Below are 19,786 nucleotides of genomic sequence, written 5' to 3' on the forward strand. Positions count from 1 at the left end.
ACTCTATCCATAATTTATGAAATAAATGTAGCAAATAGAACGAGTTAGAATTACTACTCAAAATTTGGTTTACTATATACATATACAACCAGCAAAGGAGATAGTACAATGCAGGCACCACCTTCTTTCTATGAAGGCGATACGTTAGAAGTCGCAAAGAAGTTACTCGGACATAAACTTGTTCATATTGTAGATGGAATAAAACGAAGCGGAATTATTGTAGAAGTAGAAGCATACAAAGGTCCAGATGATAAGGCCGCACATAGTTACGGCGGTAGACGAACAGATCGAACAGAAGTAATGTTCGGTGCACCCGGACATGCTTACGTATATCTTATTTATGGTATGTATCATTGTTTTAACGTAATTACAGCACCAGTCGGCACCCCGCAAGGAATTCTCATTCGTGCTCTTGAGCCTATAGACGGAATCGAAGAAATGAAACTAGCGCGCTACAACAAAACCGATATTACAAATAAGCAGTATAAAAACTTAACAAATGGACCTGGAAAACTATGCCGCGCACTCGGAATCACTTTAGAAGAACGCGGGGTATCATTACAAAGTGATACATTATATATTGAGTTAGTTCCGGAAGAAGAACATTTATCATCCACACATAACATAATAGCTGGCCCTCGTATTAATATTGATTACGCAGAAGAAGCCATTCACTACCCATGGCGGTTTTATTATGAAAAGCATCCGTTTGTTTCAAAATAAAGAAGCTATCCTATAAGTCAGTGAAACCAACTTATAGGATAGCTCTTTTTTCGTAATTCACCACACGTCGAAAAGCCGAAATCCGGGCTCGGATTTCGGTTTTGCTTCTATAGAAGAAACCGTTGTTCCTCCAACATTGCCAAATACAGCTCATCTCCAAAGAGAAAACCTTAAAAGCATTATTTTTTTAATGCATAATAATTATCCAAATTGAATTTCGACATAATGAAAGTTCCTGTTGGCGTTAAAAGTTGTGACATAGATTGTATGACCTGAGGTAATTGAGCTAACTCAATAGGATGTGATAACAAAATGTACTGGAATTTTTCATCTGTAAATACCTCATGTAACTTGTCATACTCAGCAGAAGTTGTAGGAGCTACCCGATTTGCAAGAGCTGCCGCTTTTTCATTACTTTCTGCTCCGAATAAAGAAACTGCCTGATAACACCCTTTCATTTTTAATAAAGTGGCACCACATCCAGCTCCTATATGAAGAATATTTACTTTATCAGGCGCAAATCGTTCTAAAATTGCTAGTAAATCATAATGAATGTATAAACTTTCACCATAAAATCCCCATTTTTCATACAACTTTATATTATTCGCATGTAAAACTACAGAAAATTTCATACTATCTTCTTTCCATGAGACACTTCCATAGTGATGAATAAATGTATCTCTACATAAATACAATTTATACCCTTTTTCAAAAATTCTTAGTGACAAATCATCATCTTCATAATTCCCCGGTGTAAATCGTTCATCTAATAATCCAACTTCATCTAACACCGATTTTTTTATAAGCATACAAAATCCGATTAATTTCATACGTTCTTCCCATTTATCTTTATCACTTTGATTATATAAAGTTGCAAACTTCTGCATTCCTTCAATATCTTTATAAAAAGTTTGTATAGCAGTATAGTAAGCGGCATTATTAGTTACGGGCCCTACCGCTCCAGCATCCTTACTTTCATATAAACACCGAATTAAGTTGCTTAGCCAATTTTCAGTTACGACCACATCATTATTCAATAATAGAATATTGTCACCTTTTGCCTCTTTAATTCCCTGATTGCATCCCTTTGGGAAACCCATATTCTCCGCATTTTCCACTAGCATAATATCCGATTGTTTTTGTAACCATTCTACAGTACCATCTGTTGACGCATTGTCCACAACTATTAACTCATACTCTTGTTCCACTGTATAAGTTCTAATACTTTGGATGCATTCTTTTGTATACTGTAATTGATTATGAGTCAATATAATTATACTTGTGAGCATGAATCAAACTCCTCTCAGCAGCCAAAATGATTATCTAGTATTATTAAATATTATTTTTCCGATAAACTATCAAAATATTTTCTATTATATTCAATGCTTGGATTATTAGGTATGAACTGTGCAGCTTGTTCGTTATGATAAATCGCCTTTTCATATTCTTTTATTCGATCATAACAAATACATAGTTGAATATGCGGCAACCATGTATGACACTCTTCTCGGACAAACGGAGAATCCTTTGGCCTTGGCCCGTCAATTGCTGCATGGTACCAATATATCGCTTTAGAATATTCCCCTTGTTGCAAAAATACACGTCCTAAGTGGCAACAAAGTTCTCCTCTAGGCGTGTCATACGTAAATGATTGCAAACAAGATTGTATAGATTTTTTTAAGTCCCCCAATTCTAAATAACATTCGGCTCTTTTTAAACAAGCTTGAATATTATCTTCAACCCAACCCTTTTCTTCATCTAAAAATTTAGAATACCCATTAACAGCCTTATCAAATAATCTGTGATCTCTACATTCATTTGCATAATAGTACACATCACGGGGACTAAATTCTTTTCCACTCTCAAGATGTTTTTCATATATTTTTAAATTACGATTAGTATATGCTTTTATTTTTTTATGACTTACCCCTACATCACTATTTATAAGATTTCCATACACCTCTAAATATTCATGAACAAATCCATGCCATTGAAAATTTCTACTTCTGTTGACTAATCGATATCGCCTTAAAGAATGTGTTGGATTTCCTTCTATATCAAAAGTTAAATAATATTTCATAGATACTGCATCCGTACTACGATCTAACGTACTTTTTAACTGCAACAATTTCTTTACATCTTCCGTATCTATTATGTCATCTGCGTCTAGCCAAAGAATATATTCTTTTGTAGCTTTAGAAAATGCAAAATTTCGTGCCGCTGAAAAATCTTCAATCCATTGAAAATCATAAACTTTCGCGTCATACTTCTTCACAATTTCTTTTGTAGCATCTGTGGAACCTGTATCTACAATAATAATTTCATCCACAACACTTTTGACCGATTCTAAACATTCCGATATAGTTTGTTCCTCATCTTTTACAATCATGCATAAACTAATAGTAATCGAGTTTCCCATCATATCCCCCCTATCCTTTTGATGTATATGTTTAGGGAGAAATTTATATTTCTTTTGATTCAAAATTGAGTTTTCATTTTACAAATGAAACATAATGAGGCGGTAGAGGGGAATTTCACGAGAAGATTGCTCATCAATAAAAAAAACGAAGCCTGAACAAGACTTCGTTTCTTATATAGAGAATACATGATTTCGATTCCTTTTACTCCGCACCTTCCGCAGTCGCAATATTATCCTCTAAATTTTCTCTTGATAATTCAGCCGCCATAAAATCAGCTGTTTCTGGAAGTGCTAAATGCATATGAGATTTTTGGCAAATTTGGATCGTACAGTTTTCTACAACATAATCGAAAACATGTCCACCCCCGCTAATTTCATCATCAATGTAATGTAAGTGGAAACCAGCTACACCAATACCTTGCGCGTAATCCGGTGTCCAAAATCCAGCCATCGTTCCATCCGTATCTTTAAACGAAAAAATCGGTTGTGATTTCGTCACTTCAACGAGTGGCGTATACGGTTTTTCTTGTCTTGGAACAGTTCTCGTTCTAACTTCACGGAACGTACCGTCCATTCGAATCGCATAAAATAAGTTTTTACTTGGCATTAACTCATGTAATAATGCTTCCACTTCTTCACGATTCATCGGACGCTCTACCGTATAGCTCATTTCTTTTTCAAAAAACGTTACAGTCGCAAACGGTGTTGTTTCTTCCGGATCTACCTTTTCCGCTGAACCGTCTGAACGTAAATGATAAAACTCATTATCAAACGCAATCATTTCACCATCTAATTGATCAAATGTGCCGATGCCAAAATCACCACGTTCTTTCAATTCCTCAAAGTTAATAACACCATCATATATACCATCTAATAGCGCAAGCATTGTAGATGTTTGATATACTTCATTACTCGTTTTCGTTTTTTTTGCATCAATATCAATTAATTGCGCAACATTCATCTCACTCATGCCTCCATTAGTTTAATTGATTTGGTAATAGTTTTTCACTTAATTTAATGTTGTCACGATAATCAATTGGAATATCAATAATGACAGGACCGTCTGCTTCTAATGCAGTTTTCAATACATCTTCTAATTCATCTGGTGTATTGACACGAAGACCTAACGCCCCGAAACTTTCCGCATATTTCACAAGATCAACATCGCCAAACTCTGTAGCTGATGTTCTGCCGTATTTCATCATTTGTTGGAACGCAACCATATCGTACGTACCGTCTCTCCATACGAGATGGACAACCGGAGCATTTAAACGTACCGCTGTTTCTAATTCCATTGAAGAGAATAAGAAACCACCATCACCTGACACGGAAACAACTTTCTTGCCCGGTTCAACTAAAGTAGCGGCAATTGCCCAAGGAAGTGCAACACCTAACGTTTGCATACCGTTACTAAATAATAGTCTACGTGGTTCATAAGAACGGAAACATCTTGCCATCCAAATAGAATGTGAACCGATGTCGCATGTAACGGTTGTATCGTCACTAATTAAAGAACGAAGTGTACGAATGACTTGAAGTGGATGCGTAACACCTTCTGAAGCACGGTTTGGAACTTCTGCTTGCTCTGATAATTTCGAGCGTAATCGTTCTAAAACTGCTTCTGATTTCGTATTTAATACAAGCTTCGGTAATTTCTCTGCAATGCTATTTACAGTTAAAGCGATATCGCCAATTAATTCACGCTCTGGTTGGTAATCATGGTCGATATCTGCTTGATGGTCATCAAGATGAATAATCGTTCTGTCTCCAAGTTTATTCCAGAATTTCGGATCGTACTCAATTGGGTCATAACCGATAGAAATAACAAGATCCGCTTCTTCTAGTAAAATATCACCTGGTTGGTTACGGAATAATCCAACGCGGCCGAAGAAATGATCTTCTAACTCACGTGAAATCGCACCAGCTGCTTGATATGTTTCAACGACAGGAAGTTCTGTATCAGCAATTAATTCACGAACCGCTTTCGTTACTGCATTCGTGCTCGCTCTCATACCGAGTAAAATAACTGGTAATTTCGCTGATTTTATTTTTTCTACTACATATGTAATTTCATGTGTGGGAGCGATTCCAAGCTGTGGCTTAGAAAGCGCACCGATAGACTCTACAGTCGTTTCCGCAGTCATAACGTCTTGCGGAAGACTTACTAAAGTAGCTCCTGGATTTGTGGAAGTCGCACTTCGGAATGCATTTGATAGCGCTTCTGGCACATTATCAGGATGCTCTACTTCTACGCTATATTTTGTGATTGGTTCGAATAGTGCAGCATTATCCATAGATTGGTGCGTACGTTTTAATCGATCCGTACGTGGAACCGCACCAGCTAAAGCAACAACGGGATCACTCTCCGCATTCGCAGTAACAAGACCTGTCGCTAAATTCGATGTCCCTGGTCCTGAAGTTACAAGACACACACCCGGTTTCCCTGTTAATCTACCAATAGCAGCTGCCATAAATGCTGCGTTTTGTTCATGACGACAAACAATTAACTCTGGTCCTCTTTCTTGCAGTACATCAAATACAGAGTCAATCTTCGCTCCTGGAATACCGAAAACATGTGTAACACCTTGTTTAATTAAACAATCAACAACAAGATCTGCTCCTCTTGTTTTTGTTTTCACGTCGTTTGCTTTTACACCTGTACTCAAACTAATCATCCCTTTATTTCATAATGTGTGTAATAAAGATTTTTAATTTCACCTAGTTAATTAATGTGGTGAAGTATCGTTTATCATTATATTACAAATGCATTATTTTTCCAACGATATGAATTTGACAGTTTTTTGACAACCTCTAAGGAATACGCTTACAACCCTTTGTTTATCCTAAAATAATATTTTTATATCTCCTCTAAAAATGCACGAAAAAATTCCATCTAATCACAGTATTAATAAGATTATAGTACCTTGCAAAGAATACTACTAAATGATATATTTGTAAATATTGGAATACCCAATAATTGGAACACTCCTTATAATTCTTATCCCCCTTTTCAAAAGATAGGATTCTTAGCTGTAATTCATCATTTTATAAAGGAAAGTGATTGTTATGAACAAAAGTGAATTTTTGGAACAACTTAGTTCTTCCCTGCGGAATATGCCTAATGCAGAAAAGAAAGATATTATTTCAGAGTATGAAACTCATTTTATCAGTGCTAAACAGGATGGGAAATCTGAAGAAGAAATTTCTAGAAAACTAGGAGACCCTAAAACTATTGCTAAAGAACTTAATGTTTCCTATGCAATACAAAACGCGGACAATAAACGAAGCTTCAAAAATATGATAACCGCACTATTTTCTGTTATGAGCTTAAGTGTTTTAAACTTTGCCTTTATCATTATCGCCTTTTTCGTACTACTCTTTTTATTACCGATTCTTCTAGCCCTTATCATTGCCACACCATTGTTAATCATTTCACCTATTTTATTACTAGGATTAGGATTTTTTAAAGGATTTCATCAAATCAGTTATTCAGATGTATATAGTGTGTTCATAGCTTTTTGCATCGGTTTACTAATTTCTGTGATATCTTACCAAATGATAAAACATGTATACTCAATTTTAGTAAAGTATTTAAAGTGGAATTTTTCCATTTTACAAAGATATTAATGAATGAAAAAGGAGATTAAAATGAAGAAATACACTTTATATCCACTCATACTGCTTGCTCTTTTATTTATATCAGCTTGTTCACACAGTGCACAATCTAATGATATGAACAATACACAATCCGATAAATTAGACGATGTACAATCTATTAAAGATGTTACTATTAAAATTCCAGAAAATATATTTAACTCTCAAAAAAAGGACGAAAATATTAATGAAGACGAAATGAAACAAAATATAAAAAATTATTTAGATTATAGCGGAGAGTTATTTGAAAACACCGTTCCCCTTTCATCAGCCCTGTCTGACGAGAATGTCACTGAATCCGACCGAGAGAAATTAAAAAAACTAATAGATTTAGCAAAACAAAATGATGCAAATTTCCATGATTTTATTAGTAACAACACTATACCTAATGATTACAAAAAGCCTTCAAAAGAAATCTATGAATTTATTTCATCGTCTACCGCACTTTCAATAGAGCTAGATCAAGAAATAGAAAAAATCGCTCAAGATGGTAACTTATTCAAGGCCGATTTTTCTTTTACAAAGCGCTTTGAGAAAGTTAATGGTAGAAAGCAAAAAGAGATTGAAAAGTTTTTGAAGGAAAAGAATATTGAAACTGAGTATTTCAACAAGTGATGAAATATTCAAAAATTGTTGAATCTATCATAAGCCCATTCAAAATAGTCACTAAAAAAGACTATTTTGAATGGGCTTTTTTTTGTGGATGGACTATCAAAATGCAATTCATCTATTTCATAAACAAAAAAGACGCCCCTATACTAGGAGCATCTTCATCATTACGCTTGTTGTTGCGCGTTATATAATTCTTCAAGTGGCTTCATGATAATTTTGTTAACGTCAGTGATAACGATGTTTAAACGTTGCTCAGTTTCCATTAACTTTGTGATTTTAGCATCTTGTTGAATACGAGCTACAACTTCTTGTGCTTTTTGGTTATCTTCTTCAGTGATTTCTTGACCTTGCATCATTTTTTGTTGTAGGCCAAGTTGCATCATGCGGAACTCATCGAATAAGTTCTTTGAAACTGCATCTCCTTGTACTGCTGCGTAGCTTGCTTTTAATGTTTGGAAATCTTCGTTTTCAGCGATTGTTTTTTGTAATTCATATGCAACATCATGAATGTTTTTTGTCATTTTATTTTTCCTCCTTTAGAAGGCTAGCGCTTTTCGCTCGCACTGCCTTTTAAGTGCATTTACATACGCACCTCTTCTTACCATATCAAACTATGCAAGAGATGTGAAGAAATTTCACTTTTATTTCTATGTATTCGCTTCTATTACCTAAGGAACAACAGTAACAATCCTTGCACGAGTCCGATCATTCCTCCTAATAATGCCCCTAAATACGTAATCATTTTCAATTCATTTTTTGTTATAGATAAGACTAGATCCTCTAGTCTCTCTGTTGAAAATGTAGACACTTCTTGCTGTACAATTTCCGCAAGGTGTAGATTGTTTAATATACTTTCTACGTTTTCTGTCCCCCACTTCAATCCTTTCGTTACTGCACTTGGGACTACCTTTTCCATGATTGTTTCTCGAACTGGCTCACATACTTGCTGAACAGATTGATTTAAAAATTTACTCACTGTTTCCTCAACTTTAACTGCTGACAATATGGATTTCACAATCATTTCTTTTTCTACAAACGTTTCTAATTCTTTTACATCTCTTCCTTTTAACTTTTCCCACTCTTTTTGCAGTACATCACTTAAAATCTGCTTCGTGCCATCTTGCCCTAAAAACTTAATGACTTCTGGCTGTACTCGATCCACTAAACTGACATTCCCTAAAAACATTCCGACTAAGTTAAGTAGCGTTCCTCTAGAAGCAAAGAAATCATCAATCATTTTTGAAAGACGTGCTTTTCCTTCTTCACTTTCAAAAAAGCGAATTCCTCGCTCTAAAATAAACGCCGAGATATTCGGAATCGCATGCTCTACTTTTTCATGAACAGAATGAGGCAATGCTTGTTCCCATGTATATGTATAATACTCTGCTAAAAATGCATGAATTTTTCCTGTAATAACATGTTCGATTTTTTGAGTCGCCTCTTCTTCGACATGTGTTAAATTCCATTTTTCTAACATATCCCGTAACGATTGTTCATTCGTAATTACTTTCTCAACTTCAACTTGCGCCCAGCGGATTAAACCGACTTGAAACTCTTCATTTGTTAGCTTCTTTCCGATTCCTTCTGGTGTTAACAAATGCTCTACAACCATTTTTCCTAATTGAACAGCAAGCTCATCACGGCGCTTCGGAATTAACCCTGGCGTAAATGGAACTTGAAACTTCCCAATATATATAGGACGATGAGGACGAAATAACATTTTTATTGCTAAATGATTTGTGTACCCTCCAATAATTGCCCCGAGTCCTGTCGTTGTTAACATATTCAACCATATATTCATCACAATCAACCTTTCACTTCTCCAAAACTATAGCATATCATCATACGGACAAAAGTATAATAGTATAAAAACGTATTTGCAATATATAACTTCGCCTATTATGCAAACATCTTGTTAATAAAGGAGTGATTTCGTTGGTTCTTGGTCTTTTAACTTCCGGGCTCCATCACGAGCAAACGTATTACACCGAAATCGCTAAGCGTGCTCGTCTTTATCATAACGTCGTTGCTCAATTCACACCGTTTAGCATTGATTCAAAGACAGATCTTATTTCCGGTCTTATTTACGATACAGATACAGGAAATTGGATAAATCAAACCTTTCCCATTCCTTCATATATATATGATCGTTGTCATTTCAAAGAGGATGAGGAATTCCAACAAGCAAATGCGATTATTCATTCATTACACAAACGTTCTTCCACTACTTTTTTAAACAACACTCTTATTAATCCAAACGATTTGCACAATCTTTTTCTTACTAATAAACGTCTTTCTCCTTACGTACCAAAAATAAAAAAAGGGACAGTACAAGGAATTTTTAAATTACTACTAGAAACAAGAGATATCATTATAAGACCAATCAATATACATTCCAATGAAAATTTATATCGGGCCACTTACAAAAATAAAACATTTCATGTCGATACAATAAATGAACAGCATCATACTTCTACTCAATTCAAACGGACAGATGAATTTATATCATGGTGCAAATTTCACATACACGCATCCCGTTATATGATTCATCCAATGTTACAACCTCCAAATCAACTATCATATCCAATTCATATTCGAACCATTATGCAAAAAAATAAAGAACAGAATTGGGAAGTACTCGGTCAATTTATACAAAAGGATACCTTCCCTACACAATTTTTACTTTCAGCAACAGAACGTTCTATGTTACATCCATTTCCTAAAATTAAATATTTACTTTCTTCAACTGGCGTTCAATTATTGAAAGATGCTTTACATGACGTTGTAACTGAAGTTTTTAAAACACTTGATCAGTCCTATTCTTCATTATTTGAATTAGAGCTTTCTACCATTATGGATCACAAAGGTGCCATTTGGCTTATGTACGTCAATACAATGCCGTCATACGAAATTTACACCAAGTACAACGACCAATTAGCCGAACAAATTTTTCATGGTCCATTAAAGTTTAGCCGATTTACACCATAACGAAAGGAGGAGACACCCGTTGAAAGAGCACATATATACATTAAGTATTTCAGATGAGCATCCAAATAGTATTACTTTACCTTACGTTTTTTCTATTACACCGCCAATTACATCCCTTTCCTTTGGCTTACGTTATATTGCATGTGAGAATATTAAAATTCATTATTCATTCACGCGAGAAATTATTATTGGCGAACAGATTGCAGCCGATCTTTTACTACCGCATTCAGCAACAATTCATGCCTTCTTACACAATCAAACCATTGTTTTCGGCCCATTAATCGGGATTTTCACAACTGGCTTTAACGATGATTCTAATTCTCCTTTAGGAAGTCGTTCCATCTCTCTCAGTGAGTTATTAACACCACCATTCACATTACAGCCATTTGTATTTGTCTTTGGCCTTCAACATATAAACTGGGAAGAGGAAACAATTGAAGGGTACTTCTTTCAAGATAGCAAATGGGTAAAGAACAAAGTCCCTTTACCAAATGTCATTTACGACCGTTTACCCAATCGCCAAGCAGAAAATTACAAACCTATCATAAGAGCAAAAAAACGATTAGAAAGTGACTATGCGATTCCATGGTTTAATCCAGGTTTTTTCAACAAATGGGAAGTTCATCAACTTCTAATAAAAGAAGATTCGATTCAACCATTCTTACCAAAAACAGAAGCATTTCAACATTTTGAACAAGTAGAACGACTTCTCGGTACGTATAAGTACATTTATATGAAGCCGATACATGGTAGCTTCGGAAGAAATATTCATCAAATACTCTATTCCCAAACGGAGAATTGCTACTATTGTCGTTATCGTGAAAATGACCAAAATAAACTAAGAAAGTATCAATCATTAGAAGCTCTTCTGAACCATGTGTTAAAAGGACATGATTTAAAAAAGTTTATCGTACAACAAGGTATCTCACTGCTCCGCTTCGAAGGGCAACCCGTCGATTTTCGCATTCATACAAATAAAAACCATTTTGGTAATTGGGTAGTCAGTGCAATCGTCGCAAAAATCGCCGGCAAAGGTAGCTTAACAACTCATGTAAATAGCGGCGGTGATACGAAATTACTTCAGGAACTATTTCCTGATTCAACAAAGCAAGTTCAAATTGAAAATAAACTAAAACAAACAGCCTTACAAATCAGTTACGCACTTGATCAACAAGTAACCGGGAACATTGGAGAGATTGGTTTCGATATCGGTTTAGATACAGCGGAAAATCCGTGGTTATTTGAAGCAAATTCTAAACCGGGGCGAACTGTATTCCAAGATGAAAAGTTAAAAGAACAAAGCGAGCTTACGCGTCAATTATTTTATGAATATGCCATCTATTTAACTGAACACTCTTTGCGCGATTCGAAAGAAAAAATATCTCAAATACAATCAAATCCTGCACCTAACACTGAAAATATCCCGTCCCCTATGATTAACTCACAAATAAAAAAACAAAAACTTCCACCTCACTCATAAGGTGGAAGTTTTCTATTTATCCCGCTATTTGTGGGCAGTAAAACTCCCACCTCAAAATTCGGCTGGAGTCAGGCTGCCCGTAAACGCCCGATTGTTACGGGCTAATAATTAGTGGGGATGAACAAAACCCCCACTGATTAAAGTTTCACTTTATACAAACTTCACTACAACTTCCGTTTCCACATTACATACTCCGCAATAAAAAATATGATTGCAATATTCATTTGAATTATTATGTGTTAAACCATCTACCGCACTTAATAATTCCTGATCCATATATGCACTGTAATCATCTATGTAATCCACAGTTTTCCCATAATCTTGGAGTATTCCTTGGCAATTTTGACAAGAATATGTTTGTGATTCTAATGCATTGCAAAGCGGGCAAATTCCCATCGTGATTCCTCCATATGTTATCCTTTTTAGATTCTAGCCGTGCATAAGAGCGGTCAGTCAGTACCTTTTCCTGCCCCATCCCGGATTAAAACAGAACTATGAAGTTAATACCAATTTAATTTTTATTTTACTAAGCTGTAAGCACAGCTGATTATATATAGAATTTAAACGTAGATGATTTCGCTCTTAGTTTAGCCTTCTTTCTTAAAAATACAACGATTACTCTTATTTCATAATTTACAAAATAGCGAAGATTTTTTTACAAAATTTACAAATTATTATTTTGTATATCTTTCTAGGTAACATCCATACTATGAGTACAAACTTAATTACCGATGGATTAGCGCCAAACGGGGCGATAATCTGGTTCAAATCCAGCTAGTCCAACCAAAAAAATTTTTATAACTCTAAGGAGGATATATTCCTATGGCAAACCAAAGTTCTTACAATCAATTAGTAGTACCAGGAGCAACAGCTGCAATCGATCAAATGAAGTACGAAATCGCTCAAGAATTTGGTGTACAATTAGGAGCAGATTCTACGGCTCGCGCTAACGGTTCTGTTGGTGGAGAAATTACAAAACGTCTAGTTGCAATGGCTGAGCAAAGCCTTGGCGGATTCCAAAAATAAATATATATGGCAAAAAGGTCTCAAGGCATATGCCTTGAGACCTTCCTTAATTTATTGCAACATTTGTAAAAACTTCTTCGTTCGTTCTTCTTTTGGATTTGTAAATACATCTTCCGGTGTACCTTGTTCGACAACGACACCGCCATCCATGAAAATAACACGGTTCGCAATTTGATGAGCAAAGCGCATTTCATGCGTTACAATGACCATCGTCATTCCTTCTTTAGCAAGTTCTTTCATAACCTTTAAAACTTCTTGAACTAGCTCAGGATCAAGTGCTGACGTTGGTTCATCAAATAGTAAAACTTCCGGCTCCATCGCAAGCGCACGAGCGATTCCAACGCGCTGTTGTTGTCCACCTGATAATTGGAACGGATATAAGTCTACTTTATCCGCAAGACCAACTTTTTCAAGGAAATAGTTTGCTTTTTTCTTCGCTTCTTCTTTCTCCATCTTTTTCACTGTAACGAGCCCTTCCATTACATTTTGAAGTGCCGTTAAATGAGGAAATAGATTATGGTGCTGGAATACCATACCTGTTTGCGTACGAAGATTTACAATATCTTTCTTCGATACTTTTTGAGCGAAATCAAGCTCTTTATTGCCGATACGAATGCTACCAGCGTTCGGCGTTTCTAACACGTTGAGGCAACGTAAGAACGTTGTTTTACCAGATCCAGATGGCCCGATAATAACAACCACTTCGCCCTTCTCAACTGATAAATCTATATGCTTTAGTACGGTATTATCTCCGAAACTTTTTTGTAAATGTTGAATTGAAATCATAAAAACAAAAACTCCTTTTATGAAAGGGTTATTTTAGAGTATAACGTTCTGAACGTTTTTCTAATATTTGTTGCACGATAGATAATAAGAAGCAAATTACCCAATAAATTAGACCTGCTTCGAAATAAACAATTAAAAACTCATAGTTCATTGCCGCAATTTCCTGCGCTTTTCGGAACATTTCTGTTACTAAAATTAACGACGCTAATGACGTATCCTTCACTAAACTAATAAATGTATTCGAAAGCGGCGGAATAGATACACGCGTTGCTTGCGGTAAAATAACACGTTTTAATGCTTGTGGATATGTCATCCCAATTGTGTAAGCTGCTTCCCACTGTCCTTTCGGAATAGAAAGAATAGAAGCACGAATAATTTCAGATGCATATGCACCAACATTTAATGAAAAACCAATAATTGCTGCTGTATATGGCTCAACCTCAATATTAAGAGTTGGAAGACCATAGAAAATAATAAATAACTGTACAAGAAGTGGCGTTCCGCGAATGATAGATACATAGATACGAGCAATCCATTGTAAAATACGACTACCTGAAATACGAGCGAGCGCTGTTAGCGTCGCAAGTATAATACCGATAATAAATGTAATAAGCGTTAATGGAATTGTCGTAAATACAGCTTCCTTCAGCATAGGCATGAAGGAAGACTGCATAATATCTATCCAAGTAGACAGTCGATCTGAGACCACTACACTACTTAGAAACATTTTCACCGAACCATTTTTTCGTTATTTTGTCATACGTACCGTCTTTTTTCATATCTTCTAACGCTTTATCTACTTCTTGTACAAGCTTATCGCTACCTTTACGGAATAAGAATCCACTTTGTGAAGCTTCTTTTTCTGTATCTACAATTTTAATTTTTGCATCTTTTTTCGTTTCTAAATAATTTAATACTGATAACTTATCATTAATTGTAAAATCAACGCGTCCTGAAGCTAATAATTCTGCCGCTTGGCTAAATCCTTCTACACCTTCGATTTCTGCACCGTTTTTCTTAGCAATATCTGCATAGTTACTTGTTAAAGATTGTGCTCCTTTTAACCCTTTTACATCAGCAAATGTAGCAGGCTTATCTTTATCTTTTGCGATAACTAATGCCGCTGAAGATGAAATGTATGGTTTAGAGAAATCGTATTTCTTTTGACGATCTTCACGAATACCAACTTCGTTTGCAACCATATCGAAACGTTTTGCGTCTAGGCCAGCAAGTAAGCTATCCCATTGTGTTTCTTTAAATACAGGTTTTACACCTAAACGTTTTGCAACTTCTTCCGATAGTTCAACGTCAAATCCAGTTAATTTATTGCTTGAATCGTGGAACGTAAATGGTGGATATGTACCTTCTGTACCAATTACAAGTTCACCGCTTTGTTTAATCTTTTGTAATGCGTCTTGACTAGCTGTATCTTTTTTCTCTTCTTTACCGCAGCCGGCTACAATCCCGATCGCTAATGTAGTTACTGCAAGCACTGAAAATAATTTCTTCATGATAGTAATCCTCCAAGTATTCTGATAGGAATTTAAAAACTATATTGATTGTATGCAATCTTGAGCAATTTTTCAATGAAAATGTTCTTATTTAGTTTATCCTTTTTCTTCATAATCAAACAAAATGGAAAAATAACGCTACATACAAAAAATAAGTAACATTTTTAAATATAGCATTTATATAGAAAAAGGTAAAACAATACTTCTTATTTAACTGCCCTGATTCACTAAAAAAAGAACTTGCGAAAATCGCAAGTTCTCCCCTCTACATATTAAGCGCTCTGGTTTCCTTCCATTTGCGTTTTGTACATATCGTAATAACGCCCGCGCTTTTTCATTAATTCATCATGAGATCCTTTTTCCAAAATCGTTCCTCTATCAAGTACAATAATTTGATCTGCACTTTTAATTGTTGAAAGGCGATGAGCAATAATAAATGTCGTTCTTCCTTTTTTCACAACTTCTAGCGCTTGTTGAATCATCGCTTCTGTCTCTGTATCGATACTAGATGTTGCTTCGTCTAAAATTAAAATCGCCGGATCAAAAGCGAGTGCCCTAGCAAACGAAATAAGCTGACGTTCTCCAGTGGAAAGCGTGCTTCCCTTTTCTGTGATTTCTTCATTTATATTGTTCGCAAATCTTTCAGCACCAACATCACGCAATGCTTTTACGATGCGATCCTTTGAAATGTTTTCATTCTCTAAGCTAACATTAGATGCCACTGTCCCGCTAAATAAAAACGGATCTTGCAGTACGATTCCCATATGTTCACGAGTTGCTTGTTTCGGCATCTCTGTTACATCGTGACCATCAATTGTAAGCTTTCCTTTTTGAAATTCATAAAACTGGAAAAGTACATTCATAATGGAACTTTTTCCTGATCCAGTATGACCGACAAGCGCTACTGTCTCGCCTTGTTTCGCTTCAAAAGAAATATTTTTTAACACTTCATCTTTTCCATTATAAGAAAACGACACATTATCAAACTTCACATTTCCTTGTAAGCGAGGCATACGTTCTTCTTCTACCGCTTCCCCTTTTTCCTCTAACAATTCAAAAACACGCTCTGATGCAACGCGCGATTGTTCTAAATTAGCAAGCTGATTAACCATATTTGTAATTGGTGAGAACAATCGTGTTAAATAATCCACGAACGCATACAGTATCCCCAGCGAAATGACGCCTGAAGCACTTAATGAAGCACCACCGAAATACCAAATCACACCTGTAAAAGCGATATTTCTTAATACAGACACTAAGTTATGCGAAGTTGCTGCATTTAAATTTAAAATTTTATTTTGATACTTAAAATAATCGCCATTTAATTCTTCAAACTCTTTTTTCGTTTCACGCTCTTGACGGAACGCTTGAATAATTGGCATCCCTTGAATCGATTCATTCACTGTTCCGTTAATATCAGATAAACGTGAACGCATTTTATGATTGTATACAGACGCATACTTTCTATAAAGAATTGCCCAAACGATTAAAATTGGGATGATAAGTAAACATAACGTCGCCAATTTTACATCGAGTAAAAATAGCGCAGCGAATATCCCGATAATATAAATGATACTAGAGACGAATGTCGCAAGCACCGTTACATATAAATCACGAATCGCTTCCGTATCATTCGTGACACGCGATACAATTTTCCCTGCTGGTAAATGATCGAAATAACGAATCGGCAACGTTTGAATATGGGAAAAGACATCTTCCCTCATAATTTGAATAATTTTGTTTGCTGCCTTCTGTAAGAAAAACTGCTTTCCGTATGCAAATAATGATACAACTACTAATAAAGCGAAATATCCACCGCCGAGTAGTAATAATCGATTTATTTCTGGTTTATAAAACGCAAATACTTCCTCTTTCGTTAAGGCTTTCGCTTTATAAACCTGCACTGCCTTACCACTTTGTACTGTAAGCACATCACCCTTAACAGAACGAGTTCCTTCAAGCGTTATTTTATTTGGTACAAAATAGTACTGAAAACCAACTTGAATAACCCGAACCTCTTTCCCTTTTTTCTCACCTTCCTCAAAGCGATCACTTCGCTTATACAAGGCGCCATTATATGAAACAGCATCCTCACTCTTTTCTGTTTCATACCAAGGTCTCTCTATTCCAACGATATGCTCATCAATCATCGTTTTTGCGACGAAAGGACCCGCGAGTTCTGCGATAACGAAAACAAATAGCATCGCCATTGCTGCAAAAATCGGCCCTTTTACTTTCATCGCGTATTGAAACAATCGTTTTGAAACACTCATATTTTCACCCCACTATCCGCACTTTCATTTTCACCTTGTTGTCTTTCGAACTGCTCTGCATACCAGCCTCCACTTTTAATAAGCTGATTATGCGTACCCTCTTCCATTACTTCACCTTCATCCATAACGAGAATCCAATCCGCATGTTGTACGGCTGATAAACGGTGCGTCGTAATAATCGTCGTTTTTCCGCTTCTTTCTGTTCTTATATTTTCAATAATCGCTGCTTCCGTACGAGCATCAACAGCTGATAAAGAATCGTCCAAAATTAAAATTTCTGGATTTTGAATTACAGCTCGCGCAATTGAAATCCTTTGTTTTTGCCCTCCTGATAAAGAAACACCCTTCTCTCCAACGAGCGTTTCTAACCCTTCTGGTAAAAACTCTAAATCCTTTGTAAACGCTGCGATTTCAATCGCTTTCTCGAGTTCTTCTTCCGTCGCTTCTCGGTTTCCGAATAAAATATTTTCCCTCGCTGTTTTCGAGAACAAAATATGTTCCTGAGGTACATACCCAATCCACCCGAGTACATTTTCATTCGTTATGTTATCTAACGTCACATCAGAGACTGCAATATCCCCATCTCCAAGTGGATATTGACGAAGAAGTTGACGTACGAGCGTCGTTTTTCCGCTTCCTGTTTTCCCAACAATCCCAAGCGTCTCCCCTTGTTTTAATGTAAACGAAACATTTTTCAAATTCGTTTCATTTGATGAAGGATATGAAAAAGTAACGTTATCAAATTGAATGTAATCAGGCTCTTGTACAAGCTTTGGATTTTTCGGATTCTTTACATCTGGTTCATACGCTAACGTTTCATTCACACGGTCGAGCGACGCATTTCCTCTTTGCATAACATTAATTAATTCACCAATTGCAAACATCGGCCAAATCATCATCCCTAAATACACGTTAAAAGAAACGAGCTCACCAAGTGTTACCTTTGATTGAAATACGAGGTATGCACCGTAAACTAAACCAATTAAATAACTAAGGCCAACAAGCATTTTCACAGTTGGTTGGAATAACGCATCGATTCTTGCTACTTTCATATTTTTTTCGTAGACGTCATCTCCTAAATGATGAAATCTTTCCTGATCTGCGTTCTCTTGTACGTATGCACGAATCACGCGCACACCAGCAATTGATTCAAGTACTTTATCGTTCATATCACCGAACGCATCTTGCGCAACTGTAAATCTTTCATGCAATTTCTTTCCATATATATTCATCGCATATGCCATAATCGGAAGCGGTATAAGGGCCGCTAATGTAAGCTCCCAACTTATTGTAAATCCCATCATAAAAACGATTGTAAGCATATATAAACTAGAATCTACAAGCGTTAATATACCGAAACCAGCTGTCATAGCGATTGCTTTTAAATCGTTTGTTGCTCTCGCCATTAAATCGCCAGTACGATTTTTTTGATAAAACGTCGGTGTCATCTTGAGCAAATGCCCCATAAATTTCGAGCGCATCGTCTTCTCAAGTACAAACGCACCTCCAAACAATTGATGTTGCCAAACAAAAGTAAGAGCATATCCAACTATCGTAACTCCTATTAAAATAAGAATAGACTCCATAATTGCTGCATTCGTTAACGTTCCTGTTTTTATATTATCAATCGTAACCCCTAGTACTTTTGGGGGAATGACTTCAACTATATTTACAATTAAAAGCGCACCAATCGCGATGCTATATCTCTTCCAATGCTCTTTAAAAAACCATCTTAACTTTAGTAATACTGAAAACAATGTAACCTCTCCCTTCTCGTTTTCGTTTAACCCTCATTTCTTTATCCGCTATCCAAACCCATCACATTTACATTTCGTAACCCATACAATCTCATCACATTTTTCCACCTTCCAAATTTCAGTTTTATAGTAACCATACAAAGTATGGAAACAAGCAAATTGGACAAAAAAAAGCATACCGTCGCTTGACGATATGCACAAAAATGCATAGAAGCGTACGTTACGATATGCGCAACGTACGCTTCTCATAAGACAAAAAAGTCCTATATATCCGCACGGGTTGCGTAATAATATGAATGTTTTCCGCCGTTTAATACAGCTAAGCCCATTACATTTACGATTACAATCATTACGCACACCCCCTTCATTTATTTTCCATTTATAATCTTACAACTTTATTGAGTATTCTGTCAATTGTTTTTTCGCTTTAGAATAAAATAATCTTTTATCACAAAAAATGAAAGTGATGCATTCTACTTTATAATTCAGTTTGAAATAAGAGAATCTTCTGTAAGAAAGGGCATACAAAATAAAAAAAGAATAAGAAATCGTTTTCA

At 35.8% G+C, this 19,786-nt stretch carries 18 protein-coding genes; 6 read left to right on the forward strand and 12 right to left on the reverse strand.

Going from position 1 to position 19,786, the window contains the following annotated elements:
- The first annotated feature begins 108 nt into the window (after window positions 1-108).
- Complete coding sequence (locus ACP6L7_RS23585; RefSeq protein WP_097831232.1) at window positions 109-723, forward strand: DNA-3-methyladenine glycosylase; 615 nt, start codon at window positions 109-111, stop codon at window positions 721-723.
- Between the two features lie 179 nt (window positions 724-902).
- On the opposite strand, the gene ACP6L7_RS23590 is transcribed toward ACP6L7_RS23585, so the two are convergent.
- From ACP6L7_RS23590 to alsS, 4 genes are all read right to left on the reverse strand, one after another.
- Window positions 903-2,012 carry a glycosyltransferase family 2 protein gene (locus tag ACP6L7_RS23590; protein ID WP_097831233.1) on the reverse strand — a complete coding sequence of 370 codons (1,110 nt, stop codon included), beginning with the start codon at window positions 2,010-2,012 and terminating at the stop codon, window positions 903-905.
- 50 nt (window positions 2,013-2,062) lie between these two features.
- Entirely contained in the window at window positions 2,063-3,142 is a 1,080-nt protein-coding gene (locus ACP6L7_RS23595) for a tetratricopeptide repeat-containing glycosyltransferase family 2 protein (protein ID WP_097831234.1), read from the reverse strand.
- A 202-nt stretch (window positions 3,143-3,344) separates the two neighbouring features.
- Window positions 3,345-4,103: an alpha-acetolactate decarboxylase gene (gene alsD, locus ACP6L7_RS23600; protein ID WP_097831235.1), complete on the reverse strand. Its 759-nt coding sequence runs from the start codon at window positions 4,101-4,103 to the stop codon at window positions 3,345-3,347.
- Between the two features lie 16 nt (window positions 4,104-4,119).
- Window positions 4,120-5,808: an acetolactate synthase AlsS gene (alsS, locus tag ACP6L7_RS23605; RefSeq protein WP_097831236.1), complete on the reverse strand. Its 1,689-nt coding sequence runs from the start codon at window positions 5,806-5,808 to the stop codon at window positions 4,120-4,122.
- Between the two features lie 400 nt (window positions 5,809-6,208).
- On the opposite strand from alsS, the gene ACP6L7_RS23610 reads away from it, so the two are divergent.
- Window positions 6,209-6,769 carry an HAAS signaling domain-containing protein gene (locus tag ACP6L7_RS23610; RefSeq protein ID WP_097831237.1) on the forward strand — a complete coding sequence of 187 codons (561 nt, stop codon included), beginning with the start codon at window positions 6,209-6,211 and terminating at the stop codon, window positions 6,767-6,769.
- 21 nt (window positions 6,770-6,790) lie between these two features.
- Window positions 6,791-7,411 (forward strand): NDxxF motif lipoprotein, encoded by a 621-nt coding sequence (locus ACP6L7_RS23615; RefSeq protein ID WP_097831238.1) that lies wholly within the window; start codon window positions 6,791-6,793, stop codon window positions 7,409-7,411.
- 161 nt (window positions 7,412-7,572) lie between these two features.
- On the opposite strand, the gene ACP6L7_RS23620 is transcribed toward ACP6L7_RS23615, so the two are convergent.
- Together ACP6L7_RS23620 and ACP6L7_RS23625 are read right to left on the reverse strand one after the other, a co-directional pair.
- A complete protein-coding gene (locus ACP6L7_RS23620) occupies window positions 7,573-7,929 on the reverse strand; it encodes a YlbF/YmcA family competence regulator (protein WP_097831239.1) in 357 nt (118 codons plus the stop codon).
- A gap of 143 nt (window positions 7,930-8,072) precedes the next feature.
- A complete protein-coding gene (locus ACP6L7_RS23625; RefSeq protein WP_097831240.1) occupies window positions 8,073-9,218 on the reverse strand; it encodes a DUF445 domain-containing protein in 1,146 nt (381 codons plus the stop codon).
- Window positions 9,219-9,343: 125 nt separating this feature from the next.
- Here ACP6L7_RS23625 and ACP6L7_RS23630 point away from each other — a divergent pair, with 125 nt between their 5' ends.
- Both ACP6L7_RS23630 and ACP6L7_RS23635 read left to right on the forward strand, forming a co-directional pair.
- A complete protein-coding gene (locus ACP6L7_RS23630; RefSeq protein WP_141533571.1) occupies window positions 9,344-10,396 on the forward strand; it encodes a YheC/YheD family protein in 1,053 nt (350 codons plus the stop codon).
- 19 nt (window positions 10,397-10,415) lie between these two features.
- The gene (locus ACP6L7_RS23635) at window positions 10,416-11,876 is read left to right on the forward strand and encodes a YheC/YheD family endospore coat-associated protein (protein ID WP_097831242.1); all 1,461 of its coding nucleotides are present in this window, start codon (window positions 10,416-10,418) and stop codon (window positions 11,874-11,876) included.
- Between the two features lie 150 nt (window positions 11,877-12,026).
- Here ACP6L7_RS23635 and ACP6L7_RS23640 read toward each other — a convergent pair whose 3' ends face one another.
- Complete coding sequence (locus ACP6L7_RS23640) at window positions 12,027-12,272, reverse strand: hypothetical protein (RefSeq protein WP_088062099.1); 246 nt, start codon at window positions 12,270-12,272, stop codon at window positions 12,027-12,029.
- 426 nt (window positions 12,273-12,698) lie between these two features.
- On the opposite strand from ACP6L7_RS23640, the gene sasP reads away from it, so the two are divergent.
- Entirely contained in the window at window positions 12,699-12,902 is a 204-nt protein-coding gene (gene sasP, locus ACP6L7_RS23645; RefSeq protein ID WP_000013349.1) for a small acid-soluble spore protein, SasP family, read from the forward strand.
- 51 nt (window positions 12,903-12,953) lie between these two features.
- Here sasP and ACP6L7_RS23650 read toward each other — a convergent pair whose 3' ends face one another.
- From ACP6L7_RS23650 to ACP6L7_RS23670, 5 genes are all read right to left on the reverse strand, one after another.
- A complete protein-coding gene (locus ACP6L7_RS23650) occupies window positions 12,954-13,688 on the reverse strand; it encodes an amino acid ABC transporter ATP-binding protein (protein WP_097831243.1) in 735 nt (244 codons plus the stop codon).
- Between the two features lie 28 nt (window positions 13,689-13,716).
- Window positions 13,717-14,415, reverse strand: a complete 699-nt coding sequence (locus tag ACP6L7_RS23655; protein WP_071747859.1) for an amino acid ABC transporter permease — start codon at window positions 14,413-14,415, stop codon at window positions 13,717-13,719.
- Window positions 14,402-15,199, reverse strand: coding sequence for an amino acid ABC transporter substrate-binding protein (locus ACP6L7_RS23660; RefSeq protein WP_016082716.1), 798 nt, complete (start codon window positions 15,197-15,199; stop codon window positions 14,402-14,404). Before ACP6L7_RS23660 ends, ACP6L7_RS23655 begins: the two co-directional genes overlap by 14 nt.
- Before the next feature lie 272 nt (window positions 15,200-15,471).
- A complete protein-coding gene (locus ACP6L7_RS23665) occupies window positions 15,472-17,472 on the reverse strand; it encodes an ABC transporter ATP-binding protein (protein WP_097831244.1) in 2,001 nt (666 codons plus the stop codon).
- Window positions 17,469-19,229, reverse strand: coding sequence for an ABC transporter ATP-binding protein (locus ACP6L7_RS23670; protein ID WP_097831245.1), 1,761 nt, complete (start codon window positions 19,227-19,229; stop codon window positions 17,469-17,471). The genes ACP6L7_RS23665 and ACP6L7_RS23670 overlap by 4 nt, the downstream gene beginning before the upstream one ends.
- Window positions 19,230-19,786 lie beyond the last annotated feature (557 nt).

Source organism: Bacillus silvicola (assembly GCF_050524305.1).
In the GTDB taxonomy this organism is placed as follows: Bacteria; Bacillota; Bacilli; order Bacillales; family Bacillaceae_G; genus Bacillus_A; species Bacillus_A cereus_AT.